16 protein-coding genes are annotated in these 16943 nt (G+C 61.3%); 9 read left to right on the top strand and 7 right to left on the bottom strand.

Translation table 11 applies throughout. From position 1 onward, the window contains the following. Positions 1 to 43: 43 nt before the first annotated feature. The 4 genes from D3250_RS01325 to gabT all read left to right on the top strand — a co-directional run bounded on the left by D3250_RS01325 (position 44) and on the right by gabT (position 4687). Positions 44 to 772 carry a GntR family transcriptional regulator gene (locus D3250_RS01325; protein WP_119901560.1) on the top strand — a complete coding sequence of 243 codons (729 nt, stop codon included), beginning with the start codon at positions 44 to 46 and terminating at the stop codon, positions 770 to 772. Positions 773 to 883: 111 nt separating this feature from the next. Beyond that, positions 884 to 2065, top strand: coding sequence for a CaiB/BaiF CoA transferase family protein (locus D3250_RS01320; protein WP_119901559.1), 1182 nt, complete (start codon positions 884 to 886; stop codon positions 2063 to 2065). Continuing rightward, on the top strand, positions 2066 to 3223 hold the full coding sequence (locus D3250_RS01315) for an acyl-CoA dehydrogenase family protein (RefSeq protein WP_119901558.1): 1158 nt from the start codon (positions 2066 to 2068) through the stop codon (positions 3221 to 3223). 153 nt (positions 3224 to 3376) lie between these two features. Next, a complete protein-coding gene (gabT, locus tag D3250_RS01310; RefSeq protein WP_119901557.1) occupies positions 3377 to 4687 on the top strand; it encodes a 4-aminobutyrate--2-oxoglutarate transaminase in 1311 nt (436 codons plus the stop codon). 52 nt (positions 4688 to 4739) lie between these two features. Here gabT and D3250_RS01305 read toward each other — a convergent pair whose 3' ends face one another. After that, entirely contained in the window at positions 4740 to 5765 is a 1026-nt protein-coding gene (locus D3250_RS01305) for an ATP-grasp domain-containing protein (protein WP_158583032.1), read from the bottom strand. A gap of 267 nt (positions 5766 to 6032) precedes the next feature. Between D3250_RS01305 and D3250_RS01300 the strand changes: the two genes are divergently transcribed. Further along, positions 6033 to 6281 (top strand): hypothetical protein, encoded by a 249-nt coding sequence (locus D3250_RS01300; protein ID WP_119901555.1) that lies wholly within the window; start codon positions 6033 to 6035, stop codon positions 6279 to 6281. Between the two features lie 27 nt (positions 6282 to 6308). After that, positions 6309 to 7217 (top strand): FHA domain-containing protein, encoded by a 909-nt coding sequence (locus D3250_RS11835; protein WP_192892539.1) that lies wholly within the window; start codon positions 6309 to 6311, stop codon positions 7215 to 7217. 39 nt (positions 7218 to 7256) lie between these two features. On the opposite strand, the gene D3250_RS01290 is transcribed toward D3250_RS11835, so the two are convergent. Together D3250_RS01290 and D3250_RS01285 are read right to left on the bottom strand one after the other, a co-directional pair. Then, positions 7257 to 8099: an alpha/beta fold hydrolase gene (locus D3250_RS01290; protein ID WP_119902227.1), complete on the bottom strand. Its 843-nt coding sequence runs from the start codon at positions 8097 to 8099 to the stop codon at positions 7257 to 7259. Positions 8100 to 8149: 50 nt separating this feature from the next. After that, a complete protein-coding gene (locus tag D3250_RS01285) occupies positions 8150 to 8722 on the bottom strand; it encodes a CGNR zinc finger domain-containing protein (protein WP_119901554.1) in 573 nt (190 codons plus the stop codon). A gap of 160 nt (positions 8723 to 8882) precedes the next feature. Between D3250_RS01285 and D3250_RS01280 the strand changes: the two genes are divergently transcribed. The 3 genes from D3250_RS01280 (at position 8883) to iolB (ending at position 11882) form a co-directional block, all read left to right on the top strand. Beyond that, on the top strand, positions 8883 to 10088 hold the full coding sequence (locus D3250_RS01280; protein ID WP_119901553.1) for an MFS transporter: 1206 nt from the start codon (positions 8883 to 8885) through the stop codon (positions 10086 to 10088). 67 nt (positions 10089 to 10155) lie between these two features. Beyond that, positions 10156 to 10908 (top strand): GntR family transcriptional regulator, encoded by a 753-nt coding sequence (locus tag D3250_RS01275; protein ID WP_119901552.1) that lies wholly within the window; start codon positions 10156 to 10158, stop codon positions 10906 to 10908. A gap of 50 nt (positions 10909 to 10958) precedes the next feature. Beyond that, a complete protein-coding gene (gene iolB / locus D3250_RS01270) occupies positions 10959 to 11882 on the top strand; it encodes a 5-deoxy-glucuronate isomerase (protein ID WP_119902226.1) in 924 nt (307 codons plus the stop codon). 66 nt (positions 11883 to 11948) lie between these two features. On the opposite strand, the gene D3250_RS01265 is transcribed toward iolB, so the two are convergent. Genes D3250_RS01265 through iolC form a run of 4 tightly spaced genes read right to left on the bottom strand, consistent with a single transcriptional unit; the run spans position 11949 to position 16936 of the window. Further along, complete coding sequence (locus D3250_RS01265; protein WP_119902225.1) at positions 11949 to 12977, bottom strand: Gfo/Idh/MocA family protein; 1029 nt, start codon at positions 12975 to 12977, stop codon at positions 11949 to 11951. 31 nt (positions 12978 to 13008) lie between these two features. After that, positions 13009 to 14985: a 3D-(3,5/4)-trihydroxycyclohexane-1,2-dione acylhydrolase (decyclizing) gene (gene iolD, locus D3250_RS01260; protein WP_119901551.1), complete on the bottom strand. Its 1977-nt coding sequence runs from the start codon at positions 14983 to 14985 to the stop codon at positions 13009 to 13011. After that, entirely contained in the window at positions 14982 to 15917 is a 936-nt protein-coding gene (locus D3250_RS01255) for a Cgl0159 family (beta/alpha)8-fold protein (protein ID WP_119901550.1), read from the bottom strand. The genes iolD and D3250_RS01255 overlap by 4 nt, the downstream gene beginning before the upstream one ends. After that, entirely contained in the window at positions 15914 to 16936 is a 1023-nt protein-coding gene (gene iolC, locus D3250_RS01250; protein ID WP_119901549.1) for a 5-dehydro-2-deoxygluconokinase, read from the bottom strand. The genes D3250_RS01255 and iolC overlap by 4 nt, the downstream gene beginning before the upstream one ends. Positions 16937 to 16943: the final 7 nt, after the last annotated feature.

Genomic DNA, 16943 nt, shown 5'->3' with positions numbered 1-16943 from the left:
CTGACCTAGGAGCACCGGTACGGGGGGCCAGTAGACTCTCCCCATGAGTAGCATGCAACCGCTCACCACAGGCGCGTCATTGACGAGCCAGGTCACCGACATGCTCCGGGCAGCTGTCACCTCTGGTGAGATGCGGCCCGGAGAACACTACTCTGCGATCGGCTTGGCCGAGAAGCTGGGGGTGTCCCGAACGCCGGTTCGCGAGGCGCTCCAACTTCTGGAAAAAGAAGGCATCGTCCGGATTGAGAAGAACCGAGGCGTGCGTGTCATACAGATGTCTCTAGATGAGATCGTGCAGATCTTTCAGATCCGCATCATCTTGGAACCTCCCGCTGCGGCCCGAGGCGCGGAAGCCGCGACAGACCGCGACCTGGAGCAAATCCAGGTCCTGCACGGCAGAATCCTCGATGCGGCGGCCGCCGGTGACGGTCCGCGCACTCTGCAAGCGGACAAAGAGTTTCACCTCTATCTTCTGGGGCTGGCAGGCAACGCTCGGCTGACGGAGCTGGACCGAGAACTGCGAAACCTGGTGCTTACGCGTGGACTTGTGACGATCCCCTCAGCACGGAGCGGTCAGGACCTGGCCGACGATCGTCGCGAAATCATCAACGCGCTGCTCCGCCGCGACTCCAAAGCAGTGGCGCTCGCGGTGCGTGAACATGTCACTAGGACAGCGAAGCTGCTCGTCGCCGGCGTGAGCGCCCATACGCCAGGGTTGTCTGCCGAGGAATATCTGACGAAGATCGACCAGCTCAGCAAGCACTGCACGTGACTCTGCACATGCCCCGCGACAGCCGACGGCCCCATCACCGTCCCTTTACAAAATAACCCACACGCTCTACAGTTGCATGCAACATGCGACACGCTTCCAGGAGGTCAGCACATGCCGCAGCCATCGGGACCCCAGCCACTCGAAGGCGTCCGCGTCGCTGACTTTTCCCGTGTCCTCGCTGGTCCACTGTGCACAATGCAGTTGGCTGACTTCGGCGCCGACGTCATCAAGGTTGAGAGCCCGGCAGGCGACGACACCCGCTCCTGGGTTCCGCCGGTCGACGCGGACGGTACAGGAACCTATTTCTCTAGTGTCAACCGGAACAAGAAATCCGTAATTGCGGATCTGAAGACTCCGGAAGGCCTGTCCTACGCCCGCAAGTTGGTCGCTGAGTCCGACGTCGTCGTCGAAAATTTCCGGCCTGGCGTGATGGCTAAGTTTGGGCTGGACTACCCCACCCTGGCCCAAAGCCGCCCCGACCTTGTGTACTGCTCGATCTCTGGCTTCGGAACAGGCTCAGGGGCAGCAATGCCTGGCTACGATCTCCTGGTGCAGGCCATGGGTGGACTGATGAGCATCACCGGCGACGCTGAATCGGAGCCGAGCAAGGTGGGCGTCGCGCTGGTAGATGTCCTTACCGGGCAGAATGCCTTGGCCGGTATCCTCATGGCGTTGCGCGTGCGGGATGCAACAGGGATCGGTCAGGAGGTCCAGGTCAACCTGCTCTCCTCAGCGCTGGCGGCGCTGGTGAACCAGGGCACGGCCACGCTGGCAACCGGGACCTCGCCGCGGCGCCTGGGGAACGCCCACCCCAGCATTTCTCCATACGAGACGTTCCGCACCGCTGACGGCACGTTGGCGCTCGCTGTGGGCACAGATCGGCAGTTCGCTGACCTCCTGAGGGTCCTGGGCCTCAATACCCTAGTCGGCGATACGCGATTCACCAGCAATGAGCTCCGGGTGACCCACCGGGAGGAGCTTCGAACCTTCCTCGAGGCTGCCTTGCTCGAGGACACCGCCAAGCAGTGGCAAGAGAAACTGCTTGCTGCGGGGGTGCCAGCTGGCAAAGTCAACAGTGTCGGCGAGGCACTGGAACTGGCAGCGGCTTTGGGGCTGGAACCTCACACCATAGTCACAGACGCGGTCACTGGTCGGCAGTCACACCAGTTGACTAATCCCATCCGGCTCTCACGGGCGGCACCCGGATATCACCACCCTCCTCCGGCCCTTGGCGAGCATCAGGGCGCTCCGTTCACGCCTCGGCCGTCTCCTACCCCAGCGAAAGGCTCGTAAATGTACGACAGTGATCTGATCGGTTTCGATTCCCTCCTCACGGAGGAAGAACGCCAGCTGCAGACAGACGTGCGCTCGTTCGTAGATTCCTCCATCAAGCCGCGCATTGCTGGCTGGTACGAGGATGCTGTCTTCCCCCTGGAGATTGTGCCCGAGATGGCCAAGCTCGGGCTTCTGGGTATGCATCTGAAAGGGTATGGGTGCGCTGGCCGCAGCGCTGTGGAGTATGGCCTTGCCGCCGCGGAGCTGGAAGCTGGGGACTCTGGACTGCGCACGTTCGTCTCCGTCCAGGGCTCGCTGGCGATGAGTGCGATCTACAAGCACGGCTCGGAGGAGCAGAAACAGGACTGGCTGCCCCGCATGGCTGCTGGCGAGGTGATCGGCTGCTTCGGCCTCACCGAGCCAAGCGCGGGATCAGACCCCGCGGGGATGGAGACATTCGCCAGGCGAGATGGTGATGATTGGGTCCTCAACGGTTCCAAGCGGTGGATCGGCCTCGCCTCCGTGGCGCAGGTCGCGGTGATTTGGGCGCAGACCGACGAAGGAGTCCGCGGCTTCATTGTGCCTACCGACAGTGCCGGATTCACAGCTGAGCCGATAGAGCCCAAACTCTCCATGCGCGCCTCCATCCAATGTGACATCGAGCTCGATGAGGTGCGCCTGCCTGCGGATGCGATCCTGCCCAACGCCAAAGGGCTCCGCGGACCCTTCGAGTGCCTCAACGAGGCTCGTTACGGGATCATCTGGGGCTCGATGGGTGCGGCGCGGGACGCTTGGCAGGTGGCACTCGACTACTCCAAGCAGCGCCTACAGTTCGACAAGCCACTCGCGGGTTACCAATTCACCCAAGGCAAACTGGTGAACATGGCGTTGGAGATCAACAAGGGCTTTCTGCTGGCTCTTCACCTGGGCCGACGCAAAGATGCAGGACACCTGGAGCACCACCAGATCTCAGTGGGCAAGCTCAACAACTGTCGCGAGGCCATCGAAATCGCCCGTGAGTGTCGCGCCATTCTGGGCGGCAACGGCGTCACCCTGGAGTACTCACCGCTGCGCCACGCCAACAATTTAGAATCCGTGCGCACTTATGAAGGGACAGATGAGGTGCATACCTTGATTCTCGGCAATAAGATCACCGGCACCCCCGCGTTCAAATAAGCAGGCACCGCGCGGGGAATGCCCACAAGGCATAGTTCTAGTGAATTATGGGCATTCGACAGTATGACTGCTGTGCGCCATTATCAGGACTGAAGGTCATCGGCTTCCCCCTCTATACTCACTGCTCACCTCTGCACTTAGGAGTGCCACCGCATGGAACAGATCCGCCACCTCGTGACCGAACTTCCCGGACCGAAGGCCCGCCAATTGATGGAGCGGCAGCAGGCCGCAGTAGCTCATGGCGTCTCGACCCTGATGCCGACCTTCGCCGTCAGAGCCCAGGACGGAATCGTAGAGGATGTGGACGGCAACCGACTGATCGATCTCGCGGCAGGCATCGCGGTCACCAGTGTGGGGGCGAGTGCTCCCAAGGTGGTGGAGGCTGTTCAGCAGCAAGTATCTGAGTTCACCCACACCTGCTTCATGGTGACCCCCTATGAAGGCTATGTGGCAGTGGCAGAGAAACTCGCGGAGATCACCCCCGTGGCAGGCCCGGTGCGCTCAGCGCTTTTCAACTCGGGCGCCGAGGCTGTCGAGAACGCTGTCAAGATCGCCCGGTCCTTCACCGGGAAACAGGCAGTTGCTGCCTTCGATCACGCCTACCACGGCCGCACCTCGCTCACCATGTCGCTGACTGCGAAATCAATGCCCTACAAGCATTCCTTCGGGCCATTCGCGCCGGAGGTATACCGCGTGCCGGGATCCTACCCGTTCCGTGATCAGCTCGATGGTCACCAAGCAGCTGCGCGCGCTATCGAACAGTTAGAGCTCCACATTGGGGCTGACAATTTGGCCGCGGTGATCATGGAGCCGATTCAGGGGGAGGGCGGGTTCATTGTCCCGGCGCCCGGGTTCTTGAAGGAGATCGTGCAGTGGTGCCGAGAGAACGGCGTCGTTTTCATCGCCGATGAAGTCCAGACCGGATTCGCCCGTACCGGCCGTTGGTTTGCCTCTGAGTATGAGGAGGTGGAACCAGACATCATCACTACTGCGAAGGGAATCGCAGGAGGCATGCCTCTGTCAGCGGTGACCGGACGCGCAGAAATCATGGACGCCGCCCACCCCGGAGGCCTCGGCGGTACATACGGTGGCAACCCTGTCGCCTGCGCGGCAGCATTGGGATCTATGGAGACCATAGAAGAGCGCAGTCTGAATCAGGCGGCACTCGGGATAGAGAAACTGGTTCGCACCCGACTCGAAGCAGCGCAGGAGTCGGACCCCCGCATCGGTGACATTCGCGGTCGAGGTGCGATGTTGGCGTTCGAACTGGTAGACCCCGAGACCAAGTCTGCCGATGCTGCTCTGACCTCTGCTGTGGCGACGGCCGCTCGAAGTGCCGGCGTCATCACCCTGACTTGCGGATCCTACGGGAATGTCATTCGACTGCTTCCTCCCCTGACCATCAGTGACGAGCTGCTCACTGAGGGCCTGACGGTGATTCTCGAGGCCTTGGCGGACGCCTGAGGGGACTCATGAATACGAGTGAATCTACTGATTCGCCAGTCGAGCAGGGAATTTAGTCACTGCGGGTGGAAGCCGCGTTCTTCGCCGCGGGGAACATGGCTTCCACCAGCAGTGCGGCAACATCTCTGCTGGGCCCCGCCCAGGGATAGTGATGACCGATGATCAACGGGCTGCTGTTGACTTCCAGCACATAGGGTTCGTCTCCGTTGCCGTCCCGGGGCAGGAGCATGTCAAGACCAGCTACGCGCAGACCCGGGATAGCCCGGGCGACCTCTTCTGCCATTGCTATCTCGTCCGCACGCAGCTCGTCCGTGGCATCGTGGGCTTCCCCGCCGCTGCTCACGTTCGAGTTCGAGCGCAACCAGACCCGCTGACCGCGCGAGGGGACCGAATCCAGACGCATGCCTTGCGCATCCAACTGGCTGACGACCACAGCATCCACAGGTATTTGCGCCTCGATATATATGCGGTTCTTCGATTTCCTGCGCAAACGATTCTTTTTCTCTATCAGCTTCTGAATCGTCGACCTGCCGTTCCCCACCACGTGGGCCGGCACGCGACGCTGAGCCGCTGCGACTTTGCCGTAAATGAGAAGAACACGATGCTCCTCTCCCTCAACGAAACGTTCGACGAGCACTTCACCAGCAGACTCGGCGACTGCGCTGAAGGCATTCTCGAAGGCAGAAAATTCGGAGACCCCAACGTGAACCAAGGCACCCTTACCTCCGTTGGGCGGCTTCACCACCACAGGCAAAGCACGCGCGGCCCACTCCCAGGCCGGACGTATCTGATCCGCCCCAAACACCACGTTCTCAGGAACATTGACACCATGGTCGCGAAGAAGCCTCGCGGTCACATCCTTGAAGCGAGTGCAGCGCTGGGCCAACACCTTGTTTATGTTTGACTGGGCACCGTCAAACCACACACGTCGCTTTCCACGCTGCAGAGTCAGCCTCTGGCGATCATCGGAGTAGACAGCGATGCCCCGGCGAATAGCCCGGTTCGCAATCAGGGTGGCCGTAGAGCCTGCTCTGATGTCAAGATCGCTCAGGTACCTGCGCGTTTGAGATAACTCCACGGAGCAGCCTTTCGATATCCGGGAAGAACTTCCTGCATATGTCTGACAGCACAACACAGGACTGGTCGCAATGGTGGGCGCCGCGCGCAGGGGTAACAGCTTTTTGTTACTTCACCGTCCGCGGCTGAACGCTGCCGCGACCGCCTGGCTTCTCACATGGCCGCAGGATCAAATAGTCGCATGAGGGGTATCCCACAAATGGGAGCTTCTCTGTAGACTGGAAGTCCAATATCACGCTGATTCGCGATGTGAAACGGAGATAGGATCATGACGGAGAGCAAGTCACCGCAGACTTCTGACCAGCAGGGTTCCGAAACACACCAGATAGGCGATTGGGCCGATCTTGGTCAGGAAATGTGGTCTTATCTCACAGGCCGGGGTGCCGCAGTCAACTACACGCTGCAGGACATGACGGTTGAGGTTCCACGCGACATCGGCCCCGACGCCCCGCGCGCTGTGTGGAAGTTCGACGGGACCCTCCGCGTGACAACCAGCGACGACGAAGTGTCGCGCTGAGCCACGGTGAGCAGGAGCTGACTCCTCATGCGGCTGGATATTGACCTCAACTTTTCGTACACGCCCATCGATGCGAAGAACGTTAAGGGTCACACCATCAATGGGTCGGTCAAAGCCGCTGGAAAGGACATTGAGGTCCGCACCGACGATTCGTCTTTAATCTCTCGAATGACCCCGGGTGATCGACGAAATGCGGTTCAGCTCGCAGACGGATTGGCGGCCCGAGGCCTGTCCCTGTCAATCATCGGGCCCGACGGCCCTATTGTCACTCTGGGGGCTGTGAAAGGACCAAGGCTGCACCGTTGGTTCACCCGATCGCAGCACATACGCCTGGGCTCACTGAGAAATACCTTCAACGCACGCCCCAGAAGGGGTGAAGAGCCCCCGCTCCCCGCGCTGGGCAATATTCCCCTGACACCTTGGCCCCCTGTACCGACATTCAACCGAAGAATACGACGACGCCGGGCCACCACCACTCACTCAACACCTGGGGCCGGACGTCCCCGGCTGATCGTGACCAAAGCGGACGCCTCGGGAGGATCGTCGCAGCGGACGGAGTTCAATCTCCTCCCCGACCAGACCACTATCGGCAGCGATGACAGTGCCGATCTCACGCTGGCCGGTTTGGACCCCATCCACGCGATCATCAGCCACGATGCTATGGACGAGTATGTTCTGAAACGCGTGGGTCCAGGTGGCGGCAGCCGAAATCCCGCTCGTGGTGAGCAAGTCGTCCTGAGATCCGGGTCTCGCATTGAGATTGGGGGCTGGCGTTTAGTGTACTTCCGGGAGGAGTACGCTGATCATGGGCGTCCTTACGGAGGCCGCCAGGGGGGCGAGCTGGCCTACCAGAAGCCGCAGTACGATCCGTATCTGGCCGCTCAGGCGCCGGCTCGACCCCCCGCAGAGCAGCAACCACCCAGCACGGGTGGTTAGTTCCCTGCGCTGACGTCCAAGGCCATCCGTCGGGTGGTTTCAGCTCCGGAGATAAGTCAGCAGCTTGTCGACAAGCGCTTCCGGCTGCTCCTCTGGAATGAAGTGGCCGCACTCAGCGATGGGCTCGCCGAAAGCCTCGGGCGCGAAGGGTGTCCAGATTTCCACGAGATCACGCCCAGCAACCAGCCCGTGATCACCCCACAACACCTGCACCGGCAGCGGCAGAGTGTTCCGTGCATCAAAATCTTCGCCGTCATGCACGACGTCGATATCGAAAGCCCGGTAGTCGTCGAAGCCGGCGCGCAGCGCACCAGGGCGAGAGAAGGCCCTCACATAGTCCGGTATCGCAGCCTCGAGAGCCGTGCGCTGATAAGTCCACCGCTCGAAGAAGAATCGCAAGTACTCGTCAATGCGAGGGGCGACAAGCAATTCTGGCAGATCATCCTGCATGTGAAAGAACCAATGCCAGTAACCTTGCGCCATGGCAGTCGTTCCCTCACGGAACATGTAGAGGGTCGGAGCGATGTCCAGCAACGTCAGATGTGTCAGCATCTCAGGATGATCCAGCGCGAATCGATGACCCACCCTGGCTCCTCGATCGTGACCGACAAGCCGGAATTTGCTGTATCCCAAATGCTGGACGAGTTGCCGAATGTCCCGGGCCATCGTCTTCTTGTCATACCCGCCCCGCGGCTTGTCCGTGAGCCCGTAGCCGCGCAGATCCGGCGCCACAACTCGATACTCCTGGGCCAGGGCGGGAATCACTGCATCCCAGCATTGCGAGGTCTGGGGCCACCCGTGAAGCAGCAGTAACAGCGGCCCACTGCCGCCCGTATCGGTGTAGCTCATCCTGAGGTGTTCCAGCTGTGTGATCTGAGACATAGGGTCATCCAACCACAGAGACAACTCGTCCCAAGCCGAGCGACCACCGCTCACTCATCCACAGTGGCGTGTCGGCGCTTCCGGTATGTTCGCATTTTTGCGCGCGCGCCACAGATGGCCATGTCACACCAAGCCGCAGAGCGGTTCTTCGAGGCGTCGTAGAAGGCCCACCGACACCCCTCGCTGGCGCATACCTTCAATCGATGCCACGTTCCTCTGTAGTGGGCATCAACTGCTGCTTGCAAGAGCATCCCCTCGAAGCCCCTGGCGCCCTCCCATCGGGGTGCGAGCCGAGGCTCGGCGGAGGCCGAGAAGCTGATCTTCAAGGCATCAGGGGCCACGAGCTGTGTGATCTGCTCACCCACCGAGGATGCTTCTTGGAGAGATGCTGAGGAGCGTATGAGTAGTCCAGCTCGCAATGCCTCACGCAGTGATATGAGGTGCTCCAAAGACTCCTGGTCCGGGGCCCAGCTTGGCAATGAGCCCGTGACGCCTTCGTACCACCTACAGAAATTCCCCTGTGTATCAAGAAGGTCGAAGTTCCGCATCAAGCTTCGCGTGTTCAGGAACTGCTGCACAAGTCTCAGCGGCGGAGGTGCAGGCTTGAGATCGTCAGGGTTCATTGGCTCGACCTTACTTACAACTAGGCGTTTCCACTGAAGTTACCATCATCACCATTTTACTAGTAATCGTTACTAGCATAATATATAGGCTGGTAACTTCCACGGCGAAGTATTGGGTTGCAGTGACTGAAGAAGTCCACTGCTCAGATGAGAGAGGTTCATGAAGACACGAGAATTAACGATTGGCCTGGCGGGCATGTCCATGATCGCTGTGGCCTTCGGTTTCGCACGCTACGGGTACGGCTTGTTCGTCCCCGAATTCCGCGACGAGTTTGACCTCTCCACCGAGACACTGGGGCTCATATCTGGTGCCACATACGCGTCATACCTGGCGGGTCTGCTGCTGGCAGCGTACCTGTCAACAAGACTGCGCCCCCGCGTACCAATCTTGCTAGGCGGACTATGCGCCGCCGGGGGAATGATCATGATCGCTGCGGCTCCCAACGGGGCTGTGATGGCAGCCGGGGCAATCCTGGCCAGCACGAGCCCGGGTTGGGCCTGGGCACCGTTCTCCGACGCCGTAGACCAACTCATCTCAGCTGATGCGCGGGGGCGGACACTGTCGATCGTGAGTACCGGTACCGCTGTCGGACTGATTCTGGCCGGTCCGATTGCGCTCATAGCTGGTCCATTCTGGAGGGCAGCGTGGATAGCCTTCGCCATCTTCGCTCTGGCCAGCACCCTATGGAATGCCCGACTGCTGCCGGGCCGGTCGCAGAACCCTGCCTCCCCCACAAGTGATCCGCAAAGTGCACCGGCGAGCCACACCACCCTCCTCAGCCTCAGCAGGTGGCGCTGGACGCTCACTGAAGGCGCCTACCCCCTGTATTTTGTGGCGTTTGTCTTTGGTGTTGCCAGCGCTTTCTACTGGACATACGCCGCGGATCTGGCCCAGGAGAGTGGGTTGCCAGATTATGTCGGTCCGATCTTGTGGACCATCGTCGGGGTCTTGGGACTTGTAGGTGTGGCTACTGGTGACCTAGTGAAGCGCTTCGGACTTGGTGCCGTACTGATCATTGCGCTGATCTTACTCGCCGCCGCCATCGCTGTACTCGGCGCAGCCCCTGGCAATTGGTTCCTAGTGTGCTTGTCTGCCGCACTGTACGGTCCGAGCTTCATGATGATGTCCGCATTGTTGGCGGTGTGGAGCTCGCGGACCTTCCCCGAACGGCCTACGGCCGGGTTCAGCGCCGCGCTGCTGCTGCTGGCGGCCGGGTCCATCGCCGGCCCCGCGGCACTAGGAGTACTGGCAGGTTCGATCGGACTTCCGACCACGTTCCTGGTCGCTGCAGGTCTCACACTGGTCGGCTTGGTGGGCTCCGTGCCGCAGCCCAGCCGGCGCCGAGCCTCGACAACCTCGGGCTGAGCAAGCCCGAGGGGCCACTGGCCACCGTGCCTTTGCTTCTTCTAAATGTCATGACAAACTGTCATATATGGCGAAGGAGAGCACCGTGACTGACCTCGACATCTCTATTGATCGATCGTCCCCCATCCCCCTGTACCACCAAGTGGCCTCAGCGTTCGACAAGGCCATCCGTGAGGGCGTGCTGCCTCCAGAAACCAAGCTGGAAAACGAGATCTCCTTGGCCAAGCGGTACAACCTATCTCGGCCCACTATGCGCCAGGCTATGGACCGACTTGTCCGTGATGGGCTCGTGGTCCGCCGGCGCGGCGTGGGGACACAGGTCATCGGCCCCCCTGTGCGGCGCAACCTCCGGCTGTCGAGCCTCTATAACGACCTTCAGGACGAGGGCTCGGCACCACAGACGCGTGTACTCACCATCGAGACCGTCACCGCCCCAGAACCAATCCGCGAAAAGCTTGGACTGAGCGAAGGCTCGGAGGTCTACCACCTCAGACGGCTGCGTCTGGTAGATGGCCGCCCCCTGGCACTGATGGAGAACTGGCTGCCGGTGACACTAGCCCAGCTGACTCGAAAAGACCTCGAAGCTGACGGGCTGTACAACCTACTGCGACGCGCCGGAGTGGACTTCCGCATGGCGCACCAGCGCGTGGGGGCCGACGTCGCTGACGAGGAACAGGCCTCCCAGCTAAAGGCGGAAACAGGCTCAGCCCTGGTGGTGATGGAGCGGACCGCTCTCGACAGCAGCGGCGCACCCATCGAGTGCGGTCGCCATGTCTACCGGGCCGACCGCTACGCCTTCGACATCACACTCATGAACTGATCCGACTCCCGCGAAAGGCAGGTTCTCCCATGTCCGCTGACGCTCCAGCAATGAGAAATGACCCGACCGAAGATCCATGGGTGCACCGCTACGGCAGCACAGGCTCCGCGGGGTGGGCGGTCAACGTCGGCACCCCGGACTCCACTGTGCGTGCGCCAGGCTGGACGCACACGGGCCTGCGGGTCGCAGATCTCACTGCCGGGGCTACGATTCAGCTTGATCCGCAGCAGGAAGAGCGGATCATCATTCCGCTGTCGGGCTCCTTCGACGCCGTGGTGGAGGAAGACACCTTCACCCTGGCTGGTCGCAGGTCAGTCTTCCACGGACCCAGTGACGTTCTGTACACGGGTGTCCGCACCGCCGTGCGCATCTCCTCCATTGAAGGTGGCCGGGTCGCCGTTGCCTCCGCCCCCGCTGAGGCGAGTTACCCGGTGCGTCACGTCAGCAAAGACGATGTTCCGGTAGAACTTCGTGGAGCCGGGGTGGCTTCCCGCCAAGTGCACAATTTCGGCACCCCAGCCGCCCTGGAGGCCGACCGCTTTATCGTCTGCGAGGTGCTTACCCCGGCGGGAAACTGGTCTTCCTACCCCCCGCATAAGCACGACGAGGAGAAGGACGGGGAAACCGCCCTGGAGGAGATCTATTACTTCGAGATGCAGGCTGAGGCCGGGGCGCCGGTACCCTCGGCGCAGGACGGCGGACCCGACGTAATGGGGTACCAGCGGGTCTACGCCTCCGATGACCGCCCGATCGATGTCACCGCCGAAGTCCGCAGCGGCGACGTGGTCCTCGTCCCCTATGGCTGGCATGGCCCTGCCATGACCCCGCCCGGGCATGACATGTACTACCTCAACGTGATGGCCGGTCCAGGCCCAGTGCGGCAATGGTTGATCAGCGATGATCCGCATCACGGGTGGATTCGGCAGACATGGGACGATCAGGACATCGACCCTCGACTGCCTTTCAGCAGCTGAACGATGCGCCCGACACCAAGCACTCCCACGGTCACACCTGACGTATGCAGAGACACCTCCTGGCACTCACGAATAGAAACTGGGTCGAGGGACGAGTTTCACGTCCACGATGCCCTCGCCCCGCTGGCTCGCGACGCCTGCGGCGCAGCAGGCCGCAGTGGCATAACCGTCCCAAGCGGATGGGCCGGCGATTCCGCCCTGATGCACCGCGTCGATCCAATCCTGAACTTCGATGTCATAGGCATGACGAAACCGAGTGACGAATCCGGGATCCACCGCTGTGCCCTTGCGCCCCTCCGATGTGATTTCCAGTTCTGCCCCGTCTCCGATCTTGACGAGGCCACGTTCGAACGTCGCTTGCGCGTACACCTGATAGCCGAACTGTGCGGAGCAGAAGATCTCGACATCGGCCAACAGCCCGGAAGAAGTCTGGACAGTGACATGTTGAGGGTCCTGAATACCGGCCGCTGCGAGCGATGACACGCGGCCGATGCGCACGTGAACGGAGGTAATCTCAGAGTCCGTGAAGAAGCGGACCGCGTCGAACTCGTGGACCACGGAATCATTGATGATCATCTCATTGGTGAACCCTGGTGGTGTCGAGGGATTTCGATGCTGAAGGTGAAGCATCAGCAGCTTCCCATACTCGCCAGAGTCGATGATCCTCTTCAGCTGGCGATATCCGGCGTCGAACCGCCGCATGAAGCCCACTTGGATAAGCTGGCTTCCGGAAGCTGCCTCAGCCTTCATCACGCGCAGTGATGAGTCAGGATCAGGCGTCAGCGGTTTCTCACAAAGAACGGGCACCCCCGCTTCAACAAGAGTGAGCAACGCTTCCTCATGCAGGAACCCCGGGGTGGCCAGGACCACCGCGTCCACCGTGTCTGCGGCCAGCATCTCCTCGAGACTCGCAAAGCTCTCGGCTCCGGGGACTTTCCGCGCCACGCCGGCGGCCCGTGATAGGTCGATATCCACCACAGCGCTGACTCGTGCACGCAGGATGTGATGCGCGAGTCGCTCAACATGATCGGCGCCCATTCTTCCGGCACCCACCACACCTACTCTGAGTTCGTCCTTGGTCACAGCAATCCTCATCTCAGTCGGCACAAAAGCATGGTGGTGGTCATCACTGGCGTCCCTCCTGCCCCAGCAGGAATCGCTGCCGGGCTTTATGAGCTGCGTAGGTGGTGAAGGCAGTTTTAGTAGATTCCAGTTCCGAGACTTCGGCGACCGGAACATCCCACCAAGATTCGGAGTCTGGAGAACTCAAGTACATATCCGAATTTATGTGAATCATGACCGGGCCGGACCCTTCGGGGAGTGCCTTCGCGTCAGCAACAGCTGCTCCTAGTCTGTCGATGGCGTCCGGCCCGGGATCCACCCGGAGCACCTTCACCCCTAAAGACTCGGCGTTGGCGGCGATGTCCACCGGAAGGTGCTCACCATCTTCAAAGTTGTGTGCGCTTTCCTCCAGGTATCGATACTTCGTGCCGAAGCGCTGTGAGCCTAGTGACTCCGAAAGCGATCCGATGGATGCAAAACCGTGGTTCTGCAGCAGAACCACGATGAGCTTGATCCGTTCGGCCACTGCTGTCACCAGTTCGGTGTGCATCATGAGATAGGAGCCGTCGCCGACCATGACTACGACATCGCGCCCCTTGTTCGGCTCAAGACCTGCTGCAACAGCCTCGTGGAGAGTCGCACGCTTAACCCCGAGCCCTCCGGCAATCTCATAACCCATGCAGGAAAACGCATACTCCACGTGATATCCATGGGAGTCTTTGACTCGCCACAGCTTATGGAGGTCCCCAGGGAGCGAGCCGGCCGCACAGATTACGACATCCCGAGCATCCATGGACTTATTGACGGCACCGATGATTTCGGTCTGGGCAGGCAGCGGTTGGTTTCGTATGCTGAAGGACTCGTCGACCGTGGCGGTCCAGCGAGCACGCTCAGTGCGCACCAGCTCAGCTGCCTCCGGGGACACCTGGAAGCCCACCAGCGTGAGGGCCTCTTCCAGCTTCGGTATTGTCTTACCGGCATCGGCCACGATCTGCACCGAGGCCCCGAGCTTATAGGCGTCCATACCGGTGATATTGACGTTGACGAATCGCACCCGGGAGTTCCGAAAGACCGTCATAGAGGCAGTTGTGAAGTCCTCGTAGCGAGTGCCGAGACCGATGACGACGTCGGCGTCCTTCGCGTAGTTGTTGGAAGCAGTGGAGCCGGTGGACCCGATTGCGCCGAGGCACAACTCGTGGTCCCAGTCCAATGTGCCCACACCGGCCTGCGTGTAGGCGACCGGAATACCGGTAGCTTCTGCGAGCGCCCGAAGCTTCTCGGTCGCGAAAGCGTAGTGGACTCCCCCGCCGGCAACGATGAGGGGCTGCTTCGCACCACGAATGACTTCCAGGGCAGCGGAAATGTCTGTGTCTTCAGGGTCTGGGCGGCGAATGCGCCACTCACGCCGAGCAAGGAACGCCTCCGGCACTTCGAGGCGTTCAGCTTGCACGTCCTGAGGCAGAGATATCGTCACCGCGCCCGTCTCGGCGGGGTCCATGAGAACTCGCATGCCGTTGAGCAGAGCGGAGAACAGCTGCTCGGGGCGCTGAACACGGTCAAAGTAGCGGCTGATGGGTCGGAAGATGTCCGCGCAGGTGATGTCATGGGCATGTGGCAGCTCGAGCTGCTGCAGTACGGGGTCCGGAGCTCGGGTCGCGAATTCGTCTGAGGCGAAAAGCAGGGCGGGCAACCTGTTGGTCGTCGCCAACGCTGCTCCGGTCGCCATGTTCGTTGAGCCCGGGCCGATAGAGGCGGTGACTCCGTAAGTCTGACGGCGTCGGGTATGCCGCGCATAACCTACTGCCTGATGAACCAACCCCTGCTCGTTGCGGCCCTGATGGTACGGCATCAGCCCTGGCGCTTTGACCTGAGCCTGTTTCAGAGCCTGGCCGACCCCGGCGAGGTTGCCGTGTCCGAAAATGCCGTGCATACCTGGAATAGTGCGAAGCTCGGTGCGCTCCCCGTCGATCACATCGACGGTCCACTGATTGGCCAGAAATTCGATAGTCGCCTGAGCGACGCTGAGGGTACGGGTGCTCATGAGCTCTCCTGAGAATTGTCGGCGAGTAGTGAGGCGGCGGTCTCCACCGCAGCGGCGACGTCGTCGTCATCCGGGTAGAGCAGGGTGCGGCCCACCGTGAGTCCCTGGACCCCCGGCAGCGCGAGTGCATTGCGCCAGGACTCCAGGACATCGTCTGTCTTCCCGCTCGGCTCTCCCCCCAGCAGTACTGTAGGAAGAGTAGTTCCTGCCATGACCCGCTCCATGTCTGCGACGACTGGGAGCTTCATCCACGTTCGAGCTGAGCGCGCTCCGAGACCCTGGGAGATGGCAACTGACTGAACCACTGCATCTGTAGTGAGCAGGTTGCTGACCCGTTCACCCTGAGTCGTGGAGATGAATGGCTCCACCATGGCGATCAGGTTCCGCTCATGCAAGGAATCTATCGCTCTGGCCGCGGCTTCCAGAGCGGACGTGGTGTGTTCCGAGTCGAATGCGATGCGGGTCAGCATCTTCCCGCCGTCAGCACCGATCTCAGACAGGGCGGCGGCCGTGTGACCGGTGAATCGGTCGTCAATCTCATTGACCAAACCGGGAAGACCGCCCCGGTTCATGGAGCCGAAGACGAGCTTGCCGTCGAGAGCGCCGAGTAGGAGGAGATCGTCGAGCACATCGGGTGTGGCGAGGACTCCGTCGACTTTCGGGTTGGCTAGGGCGACTCGGAGCCGGTCAAGCAGGGATCGGCGGTCAGCCATGGCATGGGGGGCGCCTTTCACCGCCAGCGCGCCGCGTGCTGGATGGTCCGCCGCAATGATGAAATTCTGCCGACCGTACACCGGACCAGGGTGGGGGCGCCTGTTCTGGGCAGCGCGGATCACAGCGTCGGGGTCCTCAAGCCGGATACGGGTCAGGGCCTGGTAACGCTCCGGATGCGCATCACCCGGTTCGCCGACGCTGAGACTGTCGATGGTCATCGTGCCTCCCCTGCTCCCGGGGCAGGCTCAGCGAATGTGCCTTCAGTGGGGACAGACTCTCGGCCACGGTCCTGCAGCATGGCGATCAGCTCAGCAGAGGTGGGCATGGCTTCTGAGCACGCGATCTGCGCAGCCACGTGAGCGCCGGCAGCATTGGCAAAATCGAGCACATTCTTCAGTGGCCATCCGGCCAGAAGACCATGGCAGAGCGCACCGCCGAAGGAGTCGCCTGCGCCAAGACCATTGACAGTCTCCACCGGGATCGGTTCGGAGATGATCCTCTCGGAAGAGGTTGCTGCCATCACTCCAGCAGAACCGAGCTTGACCACTGCAAGGTGCACCCCGGCCTCCAACAGTCGGTCCGCTTGTTCATCCGCGGTGCCCTCTCCCACTGCGACAGCACACTCGTCTGAATTGCCCACAGCCACGGTCACATAGGGAAGAATTCGCTGCACCTGTTCTCGAGCCTGCTCCTTTGAATCCCAGAACATGGGGCGGTAGTCAAGATCCAGCATTGTGTACTGTCCCTCACGCAGGTCGTCACGAGGACGGGCCTGGTGCATGGCTACCTGCGCCTCGCGAGACGCCTGCCGCACCATGCCTGTGACGGTGGACCAGAACACAGAAGCGTTTCGCACGGCATCGTAATCGACCTCTTCAGCGTCGATCTCCCAGTCAGGGGCGCTGGGGCTGCGACCGTAGAAATAGAGGGGAAAGTTTTCCGGGGGTTGGATTGCGCAGAACGTCACTGGGGTCTGCAGACGTGGCACGGGTGTGGCCCACCGAGGGTCCACCCCATAGCGGTCCAGCTCACTCCGGAGGAAGTCTCCGAACGGATCGTCACCGGTACGCGTGATCACTGCAGTGCGCCGCCCGTGACGCGCGGCAGCTACTGCTACGTTCGACGGTGAGCCGCCCAGGTACTTGCCGAAAGTCCGCACCTCGGCGAGGCCGACGCCGATATCGTTGGGATAGATGTCCACGCTGATGCGACCAGTGGTGATGACGTCGTAGCTCAACGGTGTC

The sequence above is a fragment of the Nesterenkonia natronophila genome (genome assembly GCF_003595215.1).
GTDB lineage: Bacteria > Actinomycetota > Actinomycetes > Actinomycetales > Micrococcaceae > Nesterenkonia > Nesterenkonia natronophila.
This window is presented reverse-complemented; position numbering and strand designations above follow the sequence as displayed.